This window comes from Enterobacter sp. BNK-8, from assembly GCF_048685095.1.
Taxonomy (GTDB): Bacteria; Pseudomonadota; Gammaproteobacteria; order Enterobacterales; family Enterobacteriaceae; genus Enterobacter; species Enterobacter quasiroggenkampii.
This window is the reverse complement of sequence record NZ_JBLQTN010000001.1, coordinates 2807601-2827436: the sequence shown is the minus strand read 5'-3', so window position 1 is coordinate 2827436 and position 19836 is coordinate 2807601. Positions and strand designations below refer to the sequence as shown.

The 19836-nt window shown below is 56.6% G+C and carries 18 protein-coding genes and 1 pseudogene; 12 read left to right on the top strand and 7 right to left on the bottom strand.

Translation table 11 applies throughout. The features are described 5' to 3' along the window. The first annotated feature begins 130 nt into the window (after positions 1–130). From osmF to ACMGGU_RS13715, 4 genes are read left to right on the top strand one after another with little or no spacing between them, the layout of a single operon-like run. Entirely contained in the window at positions 131–1048 is a 918-nt protein-coding gene (gene osmF / locus ACMGGU_RS13730; protein WP_420300652.1) for a glycine betaine ABC transporter substrate-binding protein OsmF, read from the top strand. A gap of 12 nt (positions 1049–1060) precedes the next feature. Continuing rightward, positions 1061–2218: an ABC transporter permease gene (locus ACMGGU_RS13725; protein ID WP_196346830.1), complete on the top strand. Its 1158-nt coding sequence runs from the start codon at positions 1061–1063 to the stop codon at positions 2216–2218. Next, positions 2211–3161, top strand: coding sequence for an ABC transporter ATP-binding protein (locus ACMGGU_RS13720; RefSeq protein WP_262811665.1), 951 nt, complete (start codon positions 2211–2213; stop codon positions 3159–3161). Before ACMGGU_RS13725 ends, ACMGGU_RS13720 begins: the two co-directional genes overlap by 8 nt. Beyond that, positions 3145–3882, top strand: a complete 738-nt coding sequence (locus tag ACMGGU_RS13715) for an ABC transporter permease (RefSeq protein WP_048028250.1) — start codon at positions 3145–3147, stop codon at positions 3880–3882. Before ACMGGU_RS13720 ends, ACMGGU_RS13715 begins: the two co-directional genes overlap by 17 nt. Here the strand turns inward: ACMGGU_RS13715 and ACMGGU_RS13710 are convergent. Together ACMGGU_RS13710 and mlrA are read right to left on the bottom strand one after the other, a co-directional pair. Continuing rightward, positions 3857–3970 carry a protein YohO gene (locus tag ACMGGU_RS13710; RefSeq protein WP_008500895.1) on the bottom strand — a complete coding sequence of 38 codons (114 nt, stop codon included), beginning with the start codon at positions 3968–3970 and terminating at the stop codon, positions 3857–3859. The two genes, ACMGGU_RS13715 and ACMGGU_RS13710, sit on opposite strands and share 26 nt — an antisense overlap. Before the next feature lie 69 nt (positions 3971–4039). Beyond that, on the bottom strand, positions 4040–4780 hold the full coding sequence (gene mlrA, locus ACMGGU_RS13705) for an HTH-type transcriptional regulator MlrA (RefSeq protein WP_045908660.1): 741 nt from the start codon (positions 4778–4780) through the stop codon (positions 4040–4042). Between the two features lie 217 nt (positions 4781–4997). Between mlrA and ACMGGU_RS13700 the strand changes: the two genes are divergently transcribed. From ACMGGU_RS13700 to ACMGGU_RS13690, 3 genes are read left to right on the top strand one after another with little or no spacing between them, the layout of a single operon-like run. Continuing rightward, positions 4998–6683 carry a sensor histidine kinase gene (locus tag ACMGGU_RS13700; RefSeq protein ID WP_024908145.1) on the top strand — a complete coding sequence of 562 codons (1686 nt, stop codon included), beginning with the start codon at positions 4998–5000 and terminating at the stop codon, positions 6681–6683. Continuing rightward, positions 6677–7396 (top strand): two-component system response regulator BtsR, encoded by a 720-nt coding sequence (gene btsR / locus ACMGGU_RS13695; protein WP_196365094.1) that lies wholly within the window; start codon positions 6677–6679, stop codon positions 7394–7396. The genes ACMGGU_RS13700 and btsR overlap by 7 nt, the downstream gene beginning before the upstream one ends. A 46-nt stretch (positions 7397–7442) precedes the next feature. Continuing rightward, positions 7443–7913 carry a DUF1456 family protein gene (locus ACMGGU_RS13690; RefSeq protein WP_008500891.1) on the top strand — a complete coding sequence of 157 codons (471 nt, stop codon included), beginning with the start codon at positions 7443–7445 and terminating at the stop codon, positions 7911–7913. A 110-nt stretch (positions 7914–8023) separates the two neighbouring features. Here ACMGGU_RS13690 and metG read toward each other — a convergent pair whose 3' ends face one another. Further along, positions 8024–10057 (bottom strand): methionine--tRNA ligase, encoded by a 2034-nt coding sequence (metG, locus tag ACMGGU_RS13685; RefSeq protein WP_048224083.1) that lies wholly within the window; start codon positions 10055–10057, stop codon positions 8024–8026. Positions 10058–10194: 137 nt separating this feature from the next. Here metG and apbC point away from each other — a divergent pair, with 137 nt between their 5' ends. Then, on the top strand, positions 10195–11304 hold the full coding sequence (gene apbC / locus ACMGGU_RS13680) for an iron-sulfur cluster carrier protein ApbC (protein ID WP_395299437.1): 1110 nt from the start codon (positions 10195–10197) through the stop codon (positions 11302–11304). Positions 11305–11399: 95 nt separating this feature from the next. Here the strand turns inward: apbC and ACMGGU_RS13675 are convergent, their stop codons facing one another. Both ACMGGU_RS13675 and ACMGGU_RS13670 read right to left on the bottom strand, forming a co-directional pair. After that, a complete protein-coding gene (locus ACMGGU_RS13675; protein WP_353145810.1) occupies positions 11400–11879 on the bottom strand; it encodes a GNAT family N-acetyltransferase in 480 nt (159 codons plus the stop codon). After that, positions 11830–12162: an RcnB family protein gene (locus tag ACMGGU_RS13670; RefSeq protein ID WP_008500887.1), complete on the bottom strand. Its 333-nt coding sequence runs from the start codon at positions 12160–12162 to the stop codon at positions 11830–11832. The genes ACMGGU_RS13675 and ACMGGU_RS13670 overlap by 50 nt, the downstream gene beginning before the upstream one ends. Positions 12163–12650: 488 nt before the next feature. Here ACMGGU_RS13670 and ACMGGU_RS13665 point away from each other — a divergent pair. From ACMGGU_RS13665 to ACMGGU_RS13650, 4 genes and pseudogenes are all read left to right on the top strand, one after another. Then, positions 12651–13789 (top strand): annotated as a pseudogene (locus ACMGGU_RS13665) (polysaccharide export protein). After that, positions 13789–13902, top strand: a complete 114-nt coding sequence (locus ACMGGU_RS13660) for a hypothetical protein (RefSeq protein ID WP_205246186.1) — start codon at positions 13789–13791, stop codon at positions 13900–13902. The pseudogene ACMGGU_RS13665 and the gene ACMGGU_RS13660 overlap by 1 nt, the downstream one beginning before the upstream one ends. A gap of 22 nt (positions 13903–13924) precedes the next feature. Next, the gene (locus ACMGGU_RS13655; protein WP_395299436.1) at positions 13925–16105 is read left to right on the top strand and encodes a polysaccharide biosynthesis tyrosine autokinase; all 2181 of its coding nucleotides are present in this window, start codon (positions 13925–13927) and stop codon (positions 16103–16105) included. 76 nt (positions 16106–16181) lie between these two features. Then, the gene (locus ACMGGU_RS13650; protein WP_048028262.1) at positions 16182–16697 is read left to right on the top strand and encodes a protein disulfide oxidoreductase; all 516 of its coding nucleotides are present in this window, start codon (positions 16182–16184) and stop codon (positions 16695–16697) included. 36 nt (positions 16698–16733) lie between these two features. On the opposite strand, the gene ACMGGU_RS13645 is transcribed toward ACMGGU_RS13650, so the two are convergent. Beyond that, a complete protein-coding gene (locus ACMGGU_RS13645; protein WP_420300651.1) occupies positions 16734–18200 on the bottom strand; it encodes a pyridoxal phosphate-dependent decarboxylase family protein in 1467 nt (488 codons plus the stop codon). A gap of 18 nt (positions 18201–18218) precedes the next feature. Continuing rightward, positions 18219–19595: a diaminobutyrate--2-oxoglutarate transaminase gene (locus ACMGGU_RS13640; protein WP_014884533.1), complete on the bottom strand. Its 1377-nt coding sequence runs from the start codon at positions 19593–19595 to the stop codon at positions 18219–18221. Between the last annotated feature and the right edge of the window lie 241 nt (positions 19596–19836).

Here is a 19836-nt window from a genome sequence, read left to right as displayed (position 1 = left end):
TCCCCCCGTCCTGCGGGGGAGGCGTCTTATCTTATGCTAAAAAGGCATTTTGACGGTTAATTCCGCCGTTTTAAGCTACGCTTTTCTCTCAAGCCTCTGAAAAAGGCAGCAAAAAAATGAGGATAGCGGAATGACGATTGCAAAGGGGATATTGGGATCTGCGGTGTTACTGGCGGCGCTGAGCCTGCCGTTACAGGCGGCGGAGCCGGTAAAGGTGGGCTCAAAGATCGATACCGAAGGCGCGCTGCTCGGCAATATTATTTTGCAGGTGCTGGAAAGTCACGGCGTGAAAACGGTCAATAAAGTCCAGCTCGGCACTACGCCTGTTGTGCGCGGCGCAATTACCTCCGGCGAGCTGGATATCTACCCGGAATACACCGGCAACGGCGCATTCTTCTTCAAAGATGAAAACGATCCGGCATGGAAAAACGCCAAAGCCGGGTATGAGAAAGTCAAAAAACTCGACGCGGAACAGAACAAACTGGTCTGGCTGACCCCGGCGCCGGCCAACAATACCTGGACTATCGCCGTGCGCAAGGACGTGGCGGAGAAAGGGAAGCTGACTACCCTGGCGGATCTCAGCCGCTACCTGAAAGAGAAGGGCGACTTTAAGCTGGCGGCGTCCGCGGAGTTTATCGAGCGTCCTGATGCGCTCCCGGCTTTCGAAAAAGCGTACGACTTCAAGCTCGACCAGGCTCAGCTGCTCTCGCTGGCGGGCGGAGATACCGCGGTGACCATCAAAGCGGCGGCACAGCAAACCTCCGGCGTTAACGCGGCAATGGCCTACGGCACAGACGGCCCGGTGGCGGCGCTTGGCCTGCAAACCCTGACCGATCCAAAAGGCGTACAGCCAATTTACGCGCCGACCCCGGTGGTGCGTGAGGCGGTGCTGAAAGCGTACCCGGACATTGCAGAATGGCTCAAACCGGTCTTCGAAAAGCTGGATGAAAAAACGCTGCAGCAGCTGAATGCCAGCATTGCCGTCGAGGGGCTGGATGCCAAAAAAGTGGCCGCCGACTTCCTGAAGCAACAAGGGCTTGTGAAGTAACGGGAAAAGGCTGTGCCAATAAAATGTCATAACCGCGTCCTGCTGCTGCTGGCCTGTGTGGCCATCGCAGCAGTCGCGTTACCGTTTGTCAACGTTGCCCCAAACCGCCTGATGTCGGGGGAGGGCAAAGCACTCTGGCAGGTCTGGTCGTTTACGCCGGGGTGGCTTGTGGCGTCGCTGGGCGCGTGGGTGATCCTGTCGCTCTGGCAGGGACGCCCGGCGCAGTGGCTGACGCTGTTCCTCTCTGAAGGGCTGTTTATCCTCCTGTTCTGGAGCGCCGGGCTGGCGGCGACGCATATGGCCTCGGCGGAAAGTCCGCTGGCGAGAACCACTATCGGCAGCGGCCTGTGGCTGTGGCTGGCGCTCTGTCTGCTGGCCTGCAGCGATGCCATTCGTCGACTCATCGCCAGCGCCGTCTGGCGCTGGGTGCTCAATGCGCAGATATGGTGTATTCCTTTACTCCTGCTGTTCAGCGGGGAACTGAACAACCTCTCGCTGTTAAAAGAGTACGCCAACCGTCAGGAGGTGTTTGATGATGCCCTCGCGCAGCACCTGACGATCCTCTTCGGTACGCTCGTTCCGGCGCTCCTGATTGGGATCCCTCTTGGCATGTGGTGCTATCGCCATCCTTCACGCCAGGGCGGGATTTTTGCCGTGCTCAACGTTATCCAGACCATTCCTTCCGTTGCGCTGTTTGGCCTGCTGATTGCGCCGCTGGCCGGGCTGGTGAAGTCATTCCCGGTGCTCGGAACGCTCGGTGTTGCCGGGACGGGGCTAACGCCCGCCCTTATCGCGCTGGTGCTGTATGCCCTGCTGCCGCTGGTGCGCGGCGTGGTCGCAGGTTTAGGCCAGGTCGCACCTGACGTGCTGGAAAGCGCCCATGCGATGGGAATGAGCGCGCGGCAGTGTTTCTGGAAAATTCAGCTCCCGCTGGCGCTGCCCCTGCTGCTGCGTAGCCTGCGGGTGGTGGCGGTCCAGACCGTCGGCATGGCGGTGATTGCGGCGCTGATTGGCGCGGGGGGTTTTGGCGCACTGGTGTTCCAGGGGCTGCTGAGCAGTGCTCTGGATCTGGTGTTATTGGGCGTGGTGCCCACGATTGCGCTGGCGGTGGTCGTCGACGCACTGTTTGCCTTATGGCTCGCGCTACTCGGGAGAAGAGCCAATGATTGAATTTCATGATGTCAGTAAAACCTTTGCCGGTCGCCCGGCGGCGAGCCACCTGAACCTGAACTTTGCCGAGGGAGCGTTTTCCGTGCTGATAGGCACCTCGGGGTCGGGCAAGTCCACCACGCTGAAGATGATCAACCGGCTGGTTGAGCATGACAGCGGGCTGATTCGCTTTGCCGGGGAAGAGATCCGCAGCCTGCCGGTGCTGGAGCTGCGCCGTCGGATGGGCTATGCCATACAGTCTATCGGCCTGTTTCCGCACTGGACGGTGGCGCAGAACATCGCCACCGTGCTGCAGCTGGAAAAATGGTCGCGGGCGAAAATCGCCGATCGTGTTGATGAGCTGATGTCTCTGCTGGGGTTAGAGCCCGCGCTGCGCGATCGCTATCCGCACCAGCTTTCCGGCGGGCAGCAGCAGCGCGTGGGCGTGGCGCGCGCGCTGGCGGCCAACCCGCAGGTGTTGCTGATGGACGAACCCTTTGGCGCGCTGGATCCGGTTACGCGCGGGGCGCTGCAGGCGGAGATGACCCGTATTCACCGCATTCTCGGACGCACGATCGTACTCGTGACGCACGATATTGATGAAGCCCTGCGCCTGGCTGACCATCTGGTGCTGATGGATCATGGCGAAGTGGTGCAGCAGGGCTCGCCGCTTGAGCTATTAACCTGGCCGAAGAACGACTTTGTGCGCGAGTTTTTTGGCCGCAGCGAATTGGGCGTCAGGCTGCTCTCCCTGCGAACGGTCAGCGACTATATGCGCCGGGAGGCGGTGCCGGTGAGCGGCGAACCGCTGCAGGCGCAGATGAGCCTGCGGGATGCGCTCTCCGCGTTTGTCGCGCGCCAGTGCGAGGTATTGCCCGTTGCGGATGCCCGGGGCGCGCCGTGCGGAACCTTACATTTTCGCGATCTGCTGGCCGGGGAGGTGACGCGTGAAGGCACTGCGTGATCCGCTCCTCTGGCTGGTAGCGCTCTTTGTCGCTTTACTGTTTCTGATGCCCCACAGCGCGGCGCTGTTTAACAGCCTCTTTCCCGGACTGCCGCGGCCGGTGTATCAGCAGGAGAGCTTCATTAATCTCGCCCTGGCGCATCTCTGGCTGGTGGCGCTCTCAAGCGCCATCGCGGTTGTGCTGGGCGTGGGGGCGGGCATCGCGGTCACGCGGCCGGCGGGCCGGGAGTTTCGTCCGCTGGTGGAGACGATTGCGGCCATCGGACAGACGTTTCCGCCCGTAGCGGTGCTGGCGATAGCGGTTCCGGTGATGGGCTTTGGCCAACAGCCTGCGATCATTGCGCTGATATTATACGGCGTATTACCGGTTCTGCAGGGCACGCTGGCGGGCATCGCGGCGGTACCTGCGTCCGTGCTGAGCGTGGCGGAAGGGGTGGGGATGAGTCGCGGCCAGCGGCTGCGTAAGGTTGAACTGCCGCTTGCGGCACCGGTTATCATTGCCGGGATCCGCACGTCGGTCATCATTAACATCGGGACGGCGACCATTGCGTCGACGGTCGGTGCTAATACGCTGGGAACGCCGATCATTATCGGCTTAAGCGGGTTTAATACGGCTTATATTGTGCAGGGAGCGGTGCTGGTCGCGCTGGCAGCAATCGTCGTCGATCGCGCTTTTGAGCGGCTGGCGCTGTACCTCAGCCGACACCGCCGCGAACAATAAACGAGTACCCTGCCAGCATTACGCCGCCGATGCCGCTTACGGCCATCAGGACAAAAAGGGTAATAATGGCCAGTTTGGTTGCCTTCATCATGTGCTCCTGTTGTTAACGGAACAATTATACGGTGAAGCGCAGCTGTTAATGAACCATTAAATGCCGTTATGGCTCATCCGGGCCAAGGGAATAAACCGGGTAACCATTCTCACGCCATTCCGTCAGCAGCTGTTGCTGCGTGGCGGACGGCACTTCACCACACCAGACCAGCAGGGTCTGGCCGTCGAAAAACTCAGGTCTGAGCTGCGCCAGCGAGTGCGCCAGGACATCCACGCGCCAGCCCTTCTGGGTGGCAATCCACGCTTCCAGCCACAGGCGGGTGGTATCGTGCACGTTCCAGCCCACCACCAGGGCATCTTTGCCGGCTTTGTTCTTCGCCGAGGCAAGGCAGACGGCAATGTAGTTGATCAGCACCCCGTCGAGCATGCTGAGCAGCGCCTGCAGGGTAGACTGCTGGCACTGCAGGCGTCGACGGAGCGGAATGAAAAGATGGGAGATCAGCGTCTGTGCCGGGTAATCGCGGCCCTGCTCTTTTATCCACGCGCGCAGGCGCTGCAGGTTGCCCGCCTGCAGGAGCCGCAGCAGGGTTTCCTGTTGTTCGCGCCAGAGATGCAGCGTATCCGGGTCGTCGTGGCTCAGAAGGGACTTCACTTTGCCGACCTGCACGCCGTTGTCGATCCAGCTCTTAATCTCGCGGATGCGGTCGATATCGGCCTCATTGAAAAGGCGATGACCACCGTCCGTTCTCTGCGGTTTGAGTAATCCATACCGTCGCTGCCACGCCCGTAGGGTAACGGGATTGATATCACAAAGGAGTGCCACTTCACCTATCGTGTAAAGCGCCATATTCGCCCCCTGGCTTACGCGTCCCCAGCTTAACTGTAGACCCACTTTTCCGAACCAGGAAGGATTGATTGATTTTTGAACAAACAATGCGAAGCATGCGCGATATTCAGAAAAAGGTGTGATAACGGACACGATTTTGCGCTTTTATGGGATGCTTCAAAGAAAGTTAAGCCGCATCCGTGTATGTTACGCGTTTTTAGCGTGTGCGGTTTTGAGTATGTACGAGTTTAATCTGGTGCTGCTGTTGCTTCAGCAGATGTGCGTGTTTCTTGTCATTGCCTGGCTGATGAGTAAAACGCGCCTGTTTATTCCGCTGATGCAGGTCACCGTACGTCTGCCGCATAAGCTGCTCTGTTACGTCACCTTCTCTATTTTCTGCATCATGGGGACTTATTTTGGTCTCCATATCGAAGACTCTATTGCCAACACGCGCGCGATTGGCGCGGTGATGGGCGGGCTGCTGGGCGGTCCCGTCGTCGGTGGCCTTGTCGGTTTAACCGGGGGGCTGCATCGCTATTCCATGGGCGGGATGACGGCCCTGAGCTGTATGATCTCCACGATTGTGGAAGGTCTGCTTGGCGGCCTGGTTCACAGCTACATGATTAAACGCGGCCGCCCGGATAAAGTCTTCAGCCCGCTCACCGCCGGAGCCATCACCTTTGTGGCCGAAATGGCGCAGATGGCGATCATCCTGCTGATTGCCCGTCCGTTTGAGGATGCGTTGCACCTGGTCAGCAGCATTGCCGCTCCGATGATGGTGACCAACACCGTGGGCGCGGCGCTGTTTATGCGCATTCTGCTCGACAAGCGCGCCATGTTTGAGAAGTACACCTCGGCCTTTTCCGCCACGGCGCTGAAGGTTGCCGCCTCGACCGAAGGGATCCTGCGCCAGGGGTTTAACGAAGAGAACAGCATGAAGGTGGCGCAGGTGCTCTACAAGGAGCTGGATATCGGCGCGGTGGCCATCACCGACCGCGAGCGGCTGCTGGCCTTTACCGGCACCGGGGACGATCACCATCTGCCGGGTAAACCCATCTCCTCAGCCTATACGCTGCGCGCCATTGAAACCGGCGAGGTGGTGTATGCCGACGGAAACGAAGTGCCTTACCGCTGTTCGCTGCATCCGCAGTGCAAGCTGGGCTCCACGCTGGTGATTCCGCTGCGCGGCGAGAATCAGCGGGTGATGGGCACCATCAAGCTGTATGAGGCGAAAAACCGTCTGTTCAGCTCGATCAACCGCACGCTGGGGGAGGGGATCGCCCAGCTGCTGTCCGCGCAAATCCTCGCCGGACAGTATGAGCGGCAGAAAGCCCTGCTGACGCAGTCTGAGATCAAACTGCTGCATGCCCAGGTCAATCCGCATTTCCTGTTCAACGCCCTCAATACGCTTAAGGCGGTGATCCGCCGCGACAGCGATCAGGCCGCCCAACTGGTGCAGTTTCTGTCGACCTTTTTCCGTAAAAATCTGAAACGTCCGTCTGAGATCGTCACCCTCGCCGATGAGATTGAGCACGTGAATGCCTATCTGCAGATTGAACAGGCGCGTTTCCAGTCTCGTTTGCAGGTGTCGCTCTCCGTACCGGATGAGCTCGCGTATCAGCATCTTCCGGCCTTTACCCTGCAGCCGATTGTGGAAAACGCAATCAAACACGGTACGTCACAGCTGCTGGGAACGGGGGAGATAACCATTGCCGCCAGCCGATTCAACCATCACCTGGTGCTGGATATTGAAGATAATGCCGGGCTTTATCAGCCTTCCGCCTCCGGCGGTTTAGGGATGAGCCTGGTGGATAAACGCCTGCGTGCCCATTTTGGCGATGACTGTGGCATTACCGTCGCCTGCGAGCCCGACCGATTTACCCGTATTACCGTACGACTGCCGCTGGAGGAAAACGCATGTTAAGAGTGCTGATTGTGGATGACGAGCCGCTGGCACGGGAAAACCTGCGCGTTCTGCTGCAGGAGCAGCCGGATATTGAGATTGTGGGAGAGTGCGCGAACGCCATTGAGGCCATCGGCGCGGTGCACAAACTGCGTCCGGACGTGCTGTTCCTCGATATTCAGATGCCCCGCATCAGCGGGCTGGAGATGGTCGGCATGCTCGATCCGGAACATCGTCCCTACATCGTCTTTCTGACGGCGTTTGATGAATATGCCGTTAAGGCTTTTGAGGAGCACGCGTTTGACTATCTGCTCAAGCCGATTGAAGAGAAGCGTCTTGAAAAAACGCTCATCCGTTTACGCCAGGAGCGCACGGTCCAGGACGTCACGCTGCTGCCGGAAAACCAGCAGCCGCTGAAGTTTATCCCCTGCACCGGGCACAGCCGGATTTATCTTCTGCAGATGGATGATGTGGCCTTTGTCAGCAGCCGTCTGAGCGGGGTGTTTGTCACCAGCGCGGAAGGGAACGAAGGGTTTACCGAGCTGACCCTGCGCACGCTGGAGAGCCGCACGCCGCTGATTCGCTGTCACCGTCAGTACCTGGTGAATATGGCGCATCTGAAGGAGATCCGCCTGGAAGATAACGGCCAGGCCGAGCTGGTGCTGCGTGCCGGACAAACGGTACCCGTCAGCCGTCGCTACCTGAAGAGTTTGAAAGAGGCGATTGGGCTGTAAAGCTGGTACACTGCGCGCCATTGCATCATCGACATTCGAAGGCTCTATGCTAAGTAACGATATTCTCCGTAGCCTGCGCTACACCCTGAAAGCGAACAATAACGACATGGTGCGCATTCTTGCGCTGTCCGATATGGAATCCACGTCTGCGAGTTTTGACACGTGGATGACCAAAGAAGACGAAGAGGGCTTTGTCCGCTGCCCTGACATCATTCTGTCGGGTTTCCTGAACGGCCTGATTTACGATAAGCGTGGCAAAGATCCGGCCGCACCAGAGCTGGCGCTGGAGCGTCGGGTGAACAACAACACGGTGCTGAAAAAGCTGCGTATCGCGTTCTCGCTGAAAACGGACGATATCGTGGCGATCATGACCGAGCAAAAATTTCGCGTATCCGTGCCGGAAGTGACCGCCATGATGCGCGCGCCGGATCATAAAAACTACCGCGAATGCGGCGACCAGTTTCTGCGTAATTTCCTGCGCGGGCTGACCCACCGGGTGCATCACCCGAAGGCGTGATGTTTAGCCGGGTGGCGGCTTCGCCTTACCCGGCCTACAAAACCCGTAGGCCCGTGCAAGCGTAGCGCCGCCGGGCAAAAAAAAGCCGGAGATAATCTCCGGCTTTTTTGTTATTTCACCTGCTGACCCGGCTTCGCGCCTTCGTCAGGGCTTAACAGGAAGATATCTTTCCCGCCAGGGCCTGCAGCCATCACCATCCCCTCAGAGATGCCGAAGCGCATTTTACGCGGCGCCAGGTTCGCCACCATCACGGTCTGACGGCCGATCAGCTCCTGCGGATCAGGGTAAGCAGAGCGGATCCCGGAGAAGACGTTACGCTTCTCGCCGCCCAGATCCAGCGTCAGGCGCAGCAGCTTGTCAGAGCCTTCCACGAACTCCGCGTTTTCGATCAGCGCCACGCGCAGGTCGACTTTGGCGAAATCATCAAAGGTAATGGTTTCCTGAATCGGGTCGTCTGCCAGCGGGCCGGTGACCGGTGCCGCTGCTGCCTTCACCTCTTCTTTAGAGGCTTCCACCAGGGCTTCAACCTGCTTCATCTCGATGCGGTTGTACAGCGCTTTGAAGGTGTTGACCTTGTGGCCGAGCAGCGGCTGCTGGATAGCATCCCAGGTCAGTTCGGTGTTCAGGAACGCTTCAGCACGGGCTGCCAGCTGTGGCAGAACCGGCTTCAGCCAGGTCATCAGCACGCGGAACATGTTCAGACCCATGGTGCAGATCGCCTGCAGGTCGGCGTCACGGCCTTCCTGTTTCGCGACCACCCACGGGGCCTGCTCGTCCACATAGCGGTTGGCAACATCGGCCAGCGCCATGATTTCGCGAATCGCTTTACCGAATTCACGGCTTTCCCAGGCTTCGCCAACCGCAGCGGCGGCATCGGTGAAGGTTTTATACAGCTCAGGATCGGCCAGTTCGGCAGAAAGCACGCCATCAAAACGCTTGGCGATGAAGCCCGCGTTACGTGACGCCAGGTTCACCACCTTGTTGACGATGTCCGCGTTCACGCGCTGCACGAAATCTTCCAGGTTCAGGTCGATATCGTCGATGCGGGAAGAGAGCTTCGCGGTGTAGTAGTAGCGCAGGCTGTCCGCGTCGAAGTGGTTCAGCCAGGTGCTGGCCTTGATGAACGTCCCGCGGGACTTGGACATCTTGGCGCCGTTCACCGTCACGTAGCCGTGAACAAACAGGTTGGTTGGCTTGCGGAAGTTGCTGCCTTCCAGCATGGCCGGCCAGAACAGGCTGTGGAAGTAAACAATGTCTTTACCGATGAAGTGGTACAGCTCTGCCGTGGAATCTTTCTTCCAGTATTCGTCGAAGCTTACGGTGTCGCCACGCTTGTCGCACAGGTTCTTAAAGGAGCCCATGTAGCCGATTGGCGCGTCCAGCCAGACGTAGAAGTATTTGCCCGGTGCGTTCGGGATTTCGAAGCCGAAGTACGGCGCATCGCGGGAGATATCCCACTGCTGCAGGCCGGATTCGAACCACTCCTGCATCTTGTTCGCCACCTGCTCCTGCAGCGCGCCGCTGCGGGTCCACGCCTGCAGCATTTCGCTGAAGGACGGCAGGTCGAAGAAGAAGTGCTCGGAGTCACGCATCACAGGCGTGGCGCCGGAAACCACGGATTTCGGCTCGATAAGCTCGGTCGGGCTGTAGGTTGCGCCGCACACTTCGCAGTTATCGCCGTACTGATCCGGGGATTTACATTTCGGACAGGTGCCTTTGACGAAGCGGTCCGGCAGGAACATGCCTTTTTCCGGATCGTACAGCTGAGAGATGGTGCGGTTTTTAATAAAACCGTTCTCTTTCAGACGGGTGTAGATCAGCTCCGACAGCTCGCGGTTTTCGTCGCTGTGCGTGGAGTGATAGTTGTCATAGCTGATGTCAAAGCCAGCAAAATCGGTCTGATGCTCCTGACTCATTTCGGCAATCATCTGCTCCGGGGAGATCCCCAGCTGCTGCGCTTTCAGCATGATCGGCGTGCCGTGGGCATCGTCCGCACAGATGAAGTTAACCTCGTGGCCGCGCATTCGCTGGTAACGGACCCAGACATCAGCCTGGATATGCTCCAGCATGTGGCCGAGGTGGATTGAGCCGTTGGCGTACGGCAGTGCGCACGTTACCAGAATTTTCTTCGCGACTTGAGTCATAGTAGGCATTACTTCTTTTAACTGTGAAAAGGGTTTTTGATATTACCAAAAGGGGCATTATTAAGTAAGCACAAACCACGGCCTTTCAGGTAAACTTGTTCATCTAAGGTCTTATTCACAAGAACAAAGGAGTCGGGATGAGTTCTCAATCCCAGGCCAAATCACCGGAAGCCTTACGCGCAATGGTCGCCGGGACGCTGGCTAACTTTCAGCATCCAACCCTGAAGCATAATCTCACTACGCTGAAAGCGTTACACCACGTTGCCTGGTTGGACGATACGCTGCACATTGAGCTGCAGATGCCGTTCGTCTGGACCAGCGCCTTTGACGCGCTGAAAGAGCAGACCAGCTCTGAGCTGCTGCGCATGACCGGCGCGAAGGCGATCGACTGGAAGCTGAGCCACAGTATTGCCACGCTGAAACGCGTGAAAAACCAGCCTGGCGTGAACGGCGTGAAAAACATCATTGCCGTCAGCTCGGGCAAGGGCGGGGTGGGGAAATCTTCTACCGCCGTAAACCTGGCGCTGGCGCTGGCAGCGGAAGGGGCAAAGGTCGGTATTCTGGATGCCGACATCTACGGTCCGTCTATTCCAAATATGCTGGGCGCGGAAAACCAGCGTCCAACCTCACCGGACGGCACCCACATGGCACCGATCATGGCGCACGGTCTGGCGACCAACTCCATCGGTTACCTGGTGACTGACGATAACGCCATGGTCTGGCGCGGCCCGATGGCCAGCAAAGCGCTGCTGCAGATGCTGCAGGAGACGATGTGGCCGGATCTGGATTATCTGGTTCTGGACATGCCGCCGGGCACCGGTGATATACAGCTCACGCTGGCGCAAAACATTCCGGTGACGGGAGCCGTTGTGGTGACCACGCCGCAGGATATCGCGCTGATCGACGCCAAAAAAGGCATCGTGATGTTCGAGAAGGTGGAAGTGCCGGTGCTCGGTATCGTGGAGAACATGAGCATGCACATCTGCAGCAACTGCGGTCACCACGAACCTATCTTCGGTACGGGGGGCGCAGAAAAACTGGCCGCGAAGTATCACACCCAACTGCTGGGACAGATGCCGCTGCACATTACCCTGCGCGAAGATCTGGATAGCGGCAAGCCGACGGTGGTCAGCCGTCCGGACAGCGAATTTGCAGACATGTATCGTCAGCTGGCGGGTCGCGTTGCGGCGCAGCTTTACTGGCAGGGCGAAGTGATCCCGGGCGAAATCGCGTTTCGCGCGGTGTAACGCCTTCGCGTTGAATTGCCGGGTGGCGCTTCGCTTACCCGGCCTACAACTGGCACTATCACCTAGGTCGGGTAAGGCGAAGCCGCCACCCGACTTTAACCCAACCGATAGTGCATCAAATAATACTCTCCCTCCGGAGAATCCCCCGTCGTCTCAATGTGCCAGCCGTGCCGCTGGTAAAACGCGACAGCCCGCGCATTCTTCACCAGACACTTAAGCGAACCCGTACTGGTAAACGTCTTCTGCACCTGTTCCAGGAGCATTTTCCCGACGCCGTGGCTTTGATACTGCGGGTCAACAAAGAGGTTGTGCAGAAAATTATCGTTCGTCCAGACGGAAGCAAAACCCAGTCGATGGCCGTTCTGCGTGGCAACCCAAATCACTTCGTCACGGGTGGCCGCGTCAAAGTCTTCAAGCTGCCAGTCTGAACTGTCCAGCCATGGCCAGGCTTCACGCCGGGCGTGGAGGAAGAGCGTGCGCAGGAAAGGGCGATCGCTTTCCTGCCAGGGGCGGATCAGGATGGTATTAGCGGTGATAGAAAATATCTCCATTATAGGCTTTGTAGATTTTGCCATCCGCATCGCCAATCAGCACGTAATTCTCGCCCATGTAGGTCCAGTGGGTTCCGGCATCCGGCGCCGGCAGGTTACGCAACTGGTACTGTTTGATGGTGTACTCCGGCGTTTGATACTGCGCCGGCGCCGTGTCGCCAATCTTGAATTTCGTGAAGTCAGCGATGAACTCTTGTTCTTCATAGGCCTTGATGCCGGAGGGTGCAGCGGCCGTTTGCGGGGCAGAGAATGCAGATCCCGCCAGAGACAGTAATACACCCAGAAGCAGCAGTTTACGCTTAGCCATTTTTTCTCCAGTGATATCGTTACAGATACTTTTCGTCTGCGGGTCGTGCAAAGCGAAGCAGACAGTCCATTTTAAGTATCAACGCAGGGTATGTTTGAAAAAAAATGTAACAAAAGTGGACGGTTTTGTGTAGCCCAATTGCATGATGTTTATCAGTGTCGGGAATATTGCCAGCGTCTTATATTTTTAATATTTATCATTTCATTTATTAATTCTGAAAATAACTTTTCATATCAAAGTTAGAAAGCGATGCGAATGCTTTCCGCCTGAAGAGCATTTAATATCGCCTTCGAGTGCAGCGTGCTTACCGCCATTTTTTTAACAAGACCAGGCAAAGGCTCTGCTTTTTAGAAAGCGGGTGAAGTGCGTTTTATAATGCCAGTAATTTCACTCCGGGAAAGAGTAATCAATTAAATTTCATGATGTTAGCTTAAGTCTTTTTACAGGCTTGACGATAAACGGAACGTTGAAAAGAAATATTTATATTAATGAAAAGTACAACTGCATTTTCGCTCTTATTTCTGAGTATGAGTCAGTTAACGGGGTGTATGTTTTCACCAGGCCTGGACTTAACTGTGTCCGGGAAGAACGTTATTTCGCCGGAAGAGGCAAATTATCAGCTCGAAAAGCGCGTGGAAATATTTCCCCTGACGCCGGAACTGATTGAAAAACTGCGTCCGCCCGTGTCGAAATCTCAGGCAAATCCTAATCTGGATGCGCAGATCAAACGCTGGGAATACCGTATTGGTACGGGTGACATCCTGACGGTCACCGTCTGGGATCACCCTGAATTAACGACGCCGGCAGGACAATATCGTAGCGCGAGCGATGCCGGCAACTGGGTTAACGCCGACGGCACGCTCTTTTATCCCTATGTCGGTAAACTGCGGGTAGCAGGAAAAACGGTTTCACAGGTACGCGACGAGATTACGGCTCGACTGGATAACGTTATTGAGAGCCCGCAGGTGGACGTCAGCGTTGCCGCCTTCCGTTCACAAAAAGCCTACGTCACCGGTGAGGTTGAAAAATCAGGGCAACAACCGATAACCAATATTCCGCTGACGGTAATGGACGCGGTTAACGCTGCGGGTGGACTCTCGGCGGATGCCGACTGGCGGAACGTCGTGCTCACACATAATGGACAGGACGCGCACCTTTCCCTCTATGCCCTGATGCAGCATGGCGATTTGACCCAAAATAAGCTGCTTTATCCTGGCGATATCCTGTTTGTGCCCCGGAACGACGCGCTGAAGGTGTTCGTGATGGGGGAAGTGATTAAACAGAGCACGCTTAAGATGGATCGTAGCGGCATGACGCTGGCCGAGGCCCTGGGGAATGCCGGGGGCTTAACCAAAATATGGCCGATGCAACCGGCATTTTTGTTATTCGGCAGGTATCGAAAAAAGGCGACACCGACAAAATCGCCAATATCTATCAGCTGAATGCGGAAGATGCGTCAGCCATGGTGCTGGGTACGGAATTTCAGCTTGAGCCGTATGACATTGTCTATGTCACCACGGCACCGCTATCACGCTGGAATCGCGTGATCTCCCAGCTGGTACCCACCATCAGCGGCGTACATGACCTGACCGAAACCGTTCGTAACATCAGAGCGTGGCCGCAGTAATGTTCCCTTCAATCTTAGTGGTCTGCACCGGCAATATGTGCCGCTCACCGATTGGTGAGCGGCCATTTTCGGGCAATCAGGAAAAGCCCGTCAGGAATGGGCCTGCCGTTTAAGTTAACAAGGAATGAAGCCGTAATGTCGTCTTCTCAATCAGACAAATATCGTGCTGCGACGCCGCAGAATAACGAAATGGATCTTATTCAGCTGCTTGCTGAGATGTTCGATCACCGGGTAACGATCGCGTGTGTGACACTTCTGTTTACGGTGTTTGCGGGGATCTACGCATTCAGCGCCACGCCAGTTTATCAGGCTGATGCCCTGGTGCAGGTCGAAGCGAAGCAGGGCAACGCGCTGCTCAAGAACCTGACGTCGTTCAGGCCCGATCTTTCACCCGATGTCGCCCCAGAACTTTTACTCCTCAAGTCACGGATGGTCCTCGGCGAGACCGTTGATCAATTAGGGCTGACCTACGAGGTTAGCCAGCGCATGTTCCCCGTTATCGGGGCGCTTTGGCAGCACGTGCAGGGCCGCAAACCGGCGGAAATCACGATTGGCTCGCTGAATATTCCCCTTGTGGAAGGTGAGCCACAAACGCTTTTACTCACCGTTCAGGAGCAGGGGCGATATCATCTTGAGGGGAAAACGCTTGAGGCAGAGGGCGTTGTCGGGAAAGCGCTGGTTAAAGAGGGCGTATCGCTTCTGGTGACATCCCTCAGTGCGGTACCGGGAACGCAATTTACCCTCAACACCGTGACCAGGCTTAACGCGATCAACGCCCTTCAGAGCAGACTTACGATTGCCGAGTCGGCGAAACAGAGCGGTATGATCGCCTTAACGCTAACGGGCGACGATCCCGACAAGACCGCCACGATACTTAATTCGATTGCTGAACATTTTCTCAGCCAGAACATTGCGCGCCAGGAGGCTAAAGATTCCCGCAGCCTCGCGTTCTTACAGGATCAGTTACCTAAAATCAGTCTCGAACTGAATGAAGCCGAGGCACGACTGAATGCTTACCGAGAGCAGCGCGATTCGGTCGATTTATCTCTTGAGGCAAAATCGGTGCTTGATCAGGTGGTTAACGTGGAAAATCAGCTTAACGAGCTTATATTTCGCGAAGCAGAAGTCTCTCAGCTGTTCAAAAAAGATCATCCGACCTACCGTGCTTTACGGGAGAAGAAACAAACCCTTGAACGGGAGCGCGCACGCCTGAATAGCCGCGTGTCATCCATGCCTTCCACGCAGCAGGAAATATTACGTCTGAGTCGTGACGTTGAATCCGGGCGTACCGTATACATGCAGTTGCTGACGCGTCAGCAAGAGCTGAGCATCTCGCGCTCCAGCGCGATCGGGAACGTGCGTATCATTGACCCGGCCATGACGCAGCCTGCTCCGGTTGAACCGCGCAAAGCACTCATTATCGTGTTTGGTATGCTGATGGGGTTGATACTTTCTGCCGGAACGGTTTTAGTGCGTTCAGCCTTTAAGCGGGGCATTACGTCCTCAGAACAACTGGATGAGCTCGGAATGCCGCTGCTGGTGACGCTTCCGCGCTCGGCATGGTTATGGAAAAAAACGCACCTGCGCAGGAGAAACCTGTTTACTTCCCACTGGAAGCACAAGATAGCCAACGTGCCTTTTCTGCCCATCGATCGTCCGGCTGATTCGTTTGTCGAGGCGATACGCGGGCTGCGCACCAGTTTGCATTTTACCATGATGGATGCCACAAACCGGATTGTCGTGGTGTCTGGCCCCACGCAGGACTGCGGAAAGACGCTGGTCAGTTCTTCGCTGGCGTCGATTCTGGCGCAGGCCGGACAGCGGGTGCTGTTTATTGATGCGGATATGCGCAAGGGTTATGTCCACAACGTGTTCAGGCTGAATAATCAGCGGGGGTTGTCCAGCGTGCTCGACGGAACGGTCGAGTGGCAGGAGGCGGTTCAACGCTTCGAAAAAGGCGGTTTTGATGTACTGACCTGCGGACCTCAACCTGCCCATCCCGTCGATCTGCTCATGAGTGAAAGCCTTCAGGGGATAATGTCGCAGATTGAAAAGCGATATGACATGGTGATTATCGACACTCCGCCTGTGCTTGCCGTCACGGATGCTTTGCTGATAGCCAGAGCAGCCGCCACCACGCTGCTGGTCGCCCGCTTTGGTAAAACCAGCGTTAAAGAGATTGAGACCAGCCTTAAGCGTATGGAACGGATGGGCGTGCAGGTGAGTGGCACGATCCTCAATGACATAGTGAAATCTGCCGCGCTCTATTACAACTCGGGGTACAGCTATTACGATTACGGCTATAGCCCGGAGTAACCCTGGTGCGACACTTCTTTACAGCGTGATGGCGTATTGCCCGTTAAGATGACCTCCATTAAAACATGAGGTCACAATGGATAACCGCAAAATCAATCGACTGCGCCGCTGGGCGCGGGAAGGGATAATACTCGTTCTGCTGACGCTGGCCGTGGTGTGGGGTGTGGATCAATACCGAAAACCGACACTCCCCGCCAGTTTTAGTGCAACGCCGATGACGAGTATCGACGGCAATGTTCACGATATTGCGGCGCTCAGCCAGGATCGTCCGCTGCTGATCTACGTCTGGGCGACCTGGTGCAGCATTTGCCGCTACACGACGCCTGCGGTTAATCAACTGGCAGAAGAGGGCGGGAACGTGGTGAGTATCGCCATGCGCTCTGGTGACAACGCAAAGCTTGAGCGCTGGGTTGATAAGAAACAGCTGAAAATGCCGGTCATTAACGATGCAAACGGTGCTTTGTCGCAGCAGTGGCAGGTGAGCGTCACGCCAACGCTGGTGGTTGTGTCGAAGGGGAACGTGGTCAGTACCACAACGGGCTGGACGAGCTACTGGGGATTAAAATTAAGGATGTGGTGGGCAGGCGTATAAAAATAACCCCTCTCCCGGCGGAAGAGGGGTTTTGTATTACTTAGCCAGAACTTCCTGCGCGGTACGCTCAACCAGAGACAGCAGGATTTTAATATCTTCCAGCGTCACGGTTGGGTTCAGCAGCGTCAGCTTCAGGCAGGTCACGCCGTTATGCTCGGTCACACCGACGTTTGCACGGCCGGATTCCAGCAGTGCGTCACCAATTTTCTGGTTCAGCAGGGCGATACCTGCGTCATCCGCCTGCACCTGTCCGCGGAAGCGGAACAGCACGCTTGCCAGCTGCGGCTGCATAACCAGTTCCAGCGCAGGCTGCGATTTCACGTAGGCCGCAACCTGCTGTGCCATGGTCACGCCGTGATCGATGATCGCCGCGTATTGCTCCTGACCCAGCGCTTCCAGGCTCATCCACAGCTTCAGCGCGTCGAAACGACGGGTGGTCTGCAGAGATTTGGAGACCAGGTTAGGCACGCCTGCTTCTTCGTCGAACTCAGAGTTCAGGTAAGCCGCCTGGTAGCGCATCAGCTCATAGTGGCGCGCTTCTTTCAGCAGGAACGCGCCGCAGCTGATGGTCTGGAAGAACTGCTTGTGGAAGTCCAGGGTCACGGAATCCACCAGCTCAATGCCGTCCAGGTAGTGACGATACTGCTCAGACATCAGCAGCGCGCCGCCCCAGGCTGCATCAACGTGTACCCAGATGTTCTGCTTCGCCGCCAGCTCTGCAATCGCACGCAGCGGGTCGATAGCACCGGCATCGGTGGTACCTGCCGTCGCGACGATCGCCAGAATCTGCTCGCCGTTCGCATTGCACTGCTCAATTTTCGCCGCCAGATCGGTCAGATCCATGCGGGAGAATTCGTCCGTTTTCACCTGCACTACGGACTGGTAGCCCAGGCCCATCAGCGCCATGTTTTTCTGCACGGAGAAGTGCGCGTTTTCGGAGCACAGTACGCGGATCTTACGCAGATCGCCTACAAGGCCGTCCTGCTGAACGGAGTGACTCTGACGCGCAAAGAACGCATCGCGCGCCAGCATCAGGCCCATCAGGTTGCTCTGGGTTCCGCCGCTGGTGAAGACACCGGCGTCGCCAGCCTGATAACCCACGCGGGTACGCAGCCACTCGATCAGTTTGATCTCAATGATGGTTGCGGACGGGCTTTGATCCCAGGAGTCCATACTCTGGTTAGTGGCGTTGATCAGCACTTCCGCCGCCTGGCTTACGACCAGGCTTGGGCAGTGCAGGTGCGCCACACACTGCGGGTGATGAACGGACAGGCTGTCTTTCAGGAAGAACTCGACGGCGCGTTCAATCGCCGCTTCGTTGCCCAGCCCTTTCGGGTTGAAATCCAGCTTAATACGGTCGCGCAGTTCCGCGACCGTTTTGCCCTGGTACATCTCAGGCTGTTTCAGCCACTGCATCACAGCCTGAGTGCTTTGTTCAATCGCCTGCTGGTAAGCTTCAATGCTCTGCGCAGAGGAGAACAAAATTGGGTTTGAATCAGACATCGTAATCAACAACTCCGGTTACGCCGGGCGAACGCCCGCAGCAAGCAGTGCCTGCTCGAATTTATCCAGGAAGATCTTCAGCTCTTCATCGCTGATCAGCAGAGAAGGCAGCAGACGCAGAACGATACCGTTACGACCACCGCGCTCCAGAATCAGACCGGCTTCGAAGCACTTCTTCTGAATCAGTGCAGACAGCTCGCCGTCGCCCGGGAAGCAGCCCATGTGGTCAGCGGCTTCGTGTGGCTTAACGATCTCAATACCGATCATCATGCCCAGACCGCGCACGTGGCCGATGACCGGATAACGTTTCGCCATCTCTTTCAGCTGGCCTTTCAGCCATTCGCCCTGTGCAGCCACTTTGCCTGCGATGTTCTGATCTTTCAGGATTTTCAGCGTCGTCAGACCGGTGGCCATCGCCAGCTGGTTGCCGCGGAAGGTACCGGTGTGATGACCTGGCGCCCACGCATCGAACTGTTTTTTGATACCGAGCACGGCCAGCGGCAGACCGCCACCGACGGCTTTAGACATCACGATGATGTCTGGCTCAATGCCAGCGTGTTCGAAGGCGAAGAATTTACCGGTACGGGCAAAGCCAGCCTGAACTTCGTCGAGGATCAGCAGAATGCCGTGTTCCTGAGTGACTTTACGGATGCGCTGCAGCCACTCAGCCGGAGCCGGGTTCACGCCGCCTTCGCCCTGAACCGCTTCCAGGATCACCGCAGCAGGCTTACGCACGCCGCTTTCAACGTCGTTGATCAGGTTATCGAAGTAGTACGTCAGCGCTTTCACGCCCGCTTCACCACCGATACCCAGCGGGCAGCGGTATTCGTGCGGGTAAGGCATGAACTGGACTTCTGGCATCATACCGTCAACCGCTTCTTTCGGAGACAGGTTGCCGGTCACGGACAGTGCGCCGTGGGTCATGCCGTGGTAACCACCAGAGAAGCTGATGATACCGCTACGGCCGGTCACTTTTTTCGCCAGCTTCAGCGCTGCTTCAACGGCGTCAGCGCCGGATGGGCCGGTGAACTGCAGGCAGTACTCTTTGCCCTGACCAGGCAGCAGAGAGAGCAGGTATTCGGAAAACGCGTCTTTCAGAGGCGTCGTCAGATCCAGAGTATGTAACGGCAAGCCGCTGGTAATGACATTTTGGATGCTTTTCAGCACATCAGGATGGTTATGGCCAAGCGCAAGGGTCCCTGCGCCTGCTAAACAGTCAAGGTATTCTTTATTATCTGCATCGGTGATCCACACGCCTTCTGCTTTAGTGATGGCTAAAGGCAGTTTGCGCGGATAACTCCTGACGTTAGATTCAAACTCGGCCTGACGGGCCAGATAGGTTTCGTTGCTTTTGTGGGCATCTACGGTGTCAATACGGACTTTATCCGTCATCATATCACTCCTACAACCGCCGCTTCGTTATGAGCCACGATTGAATAAAAAGTTAAAAAACAGATGGGGGCCTGAAAAAAACGCCGCCAATATAGAGCCTTTTGCCACGGGGCTCAATGGTTAATTTGTTTACTGTTTTGTGACACGGGGCTGTAACGAGGAAATATCCCCATTTTTAAAATGAAAATTGCATTTTATGCCAAATAAAAACAGCGCGTTACAGGCCATTTACCCGGTGTGTAAA